Here is a 936-nt window from a genome sequence, read left to right on the forward strand (position 1 = left end):
CTTGTCAGCCTATTTAAGGGCTTGGGTGCTTGTATCTGTAAGCCATTAGATAGACTAGCAAACGCTTTAATGCCGGTGTCAATGCCTAGAGTGTGGTTATTTACTATGGGCTTGTGTGTGTAGTTGAACTCCTCTTGTGTGGTATCCATTTGGATTGAAACAAAAAACTTAGAGCCTCTTTGTGTAATAGTCGCCCCATTGATTTTACCTCTAAGTCGTAGCTTCTCGGTCATTTTGATTTTAGGCAAATTAGGGATTTTTAAATAATCCTTTGTGCCACCTTGAATAACCTTAATTTGGTCGCCCCCAATGTAAAAACTCCCTTGATATTCTCTTTTCTTTTTGAATTTGGGGTAACTGACCTTGCCAAGTTTCAAGTCTTTAAAGAACTTTTGAAAAGCTAGATTTAAGTGGTTAAAGGGCTGTGCTGTAGCGTATTTGGTAACTTCATAGACAAAGGGAAACTTCTCTTTTTTAAGGGCGTTAAATTCTTTCTTTAGGGCAAAGTGGTTAGATTTAATGCCGTTTTTGTAGTTTTCTCTCCACTTAGCCAAGCCCCAATTATAGGCAAGTCTGGCACAGCCCATTGCCTTTTTAAAATGGGTTTGGGCTTTGTTGTTAGGCTGTAGTTCAATCTTGTGGGTTAGGGCAAACATTGTTTTCTACCACACATTGTATCTCGTTTAGCAACTTTTTATTTTTGCGTGAGCGTGCACCATATAACCGAGCAGAAAACACGGTAATGATTTCCAACACATCTTTAGCGAGTTCCTCCTCAAAGCGGACATTTTCATCGCCTTGATTGATGATAATCACCTCCACGCCTTTAGCCTCGCAAATGGCAAACACTAGCTCCGCTCCAAAACGCAATAAGCGGTCCTTATGGGTTAAAACAAGTCTTTTAACTTGATTTTCTAGGATCAGGTTAAGAAGTTT

At 39.7% G+C, this 936-nt stretch carries 2 protein-coding genes; both read right to left on the reverse strand.

The annotated features are described in order from the left end of the window. Positions 1-656: RNA-guided endonuclease InsQ/TnpB family protein (locus KCO92_RS07230; protein ID WP_210647488.1), on the reverse strand; the 656-nt coding region annotated here is incomplete at its 3' end. Then, a partial coding sequence (locus KCO92_RS07235; RefSeq protein WP_247598974.1) for a recombinase family protein occupies positions 631-936 on the reverse strand: 306 nt, incomplete at its 5' end. The genes KCO92_RS07235 and KCO92_RS07230, both read right to left, overlap by 26 nt.

Origin of the sequence: Helicobacter salomonis, assembly GCF_017979425.1 — a bacterium.
Classification (GTDB): Bacteria; Campylobacterota; Campylobacteria; order Campylobacterales; family Helicobacteraceae; genus Helicobacter; species Helicobacter salomonis.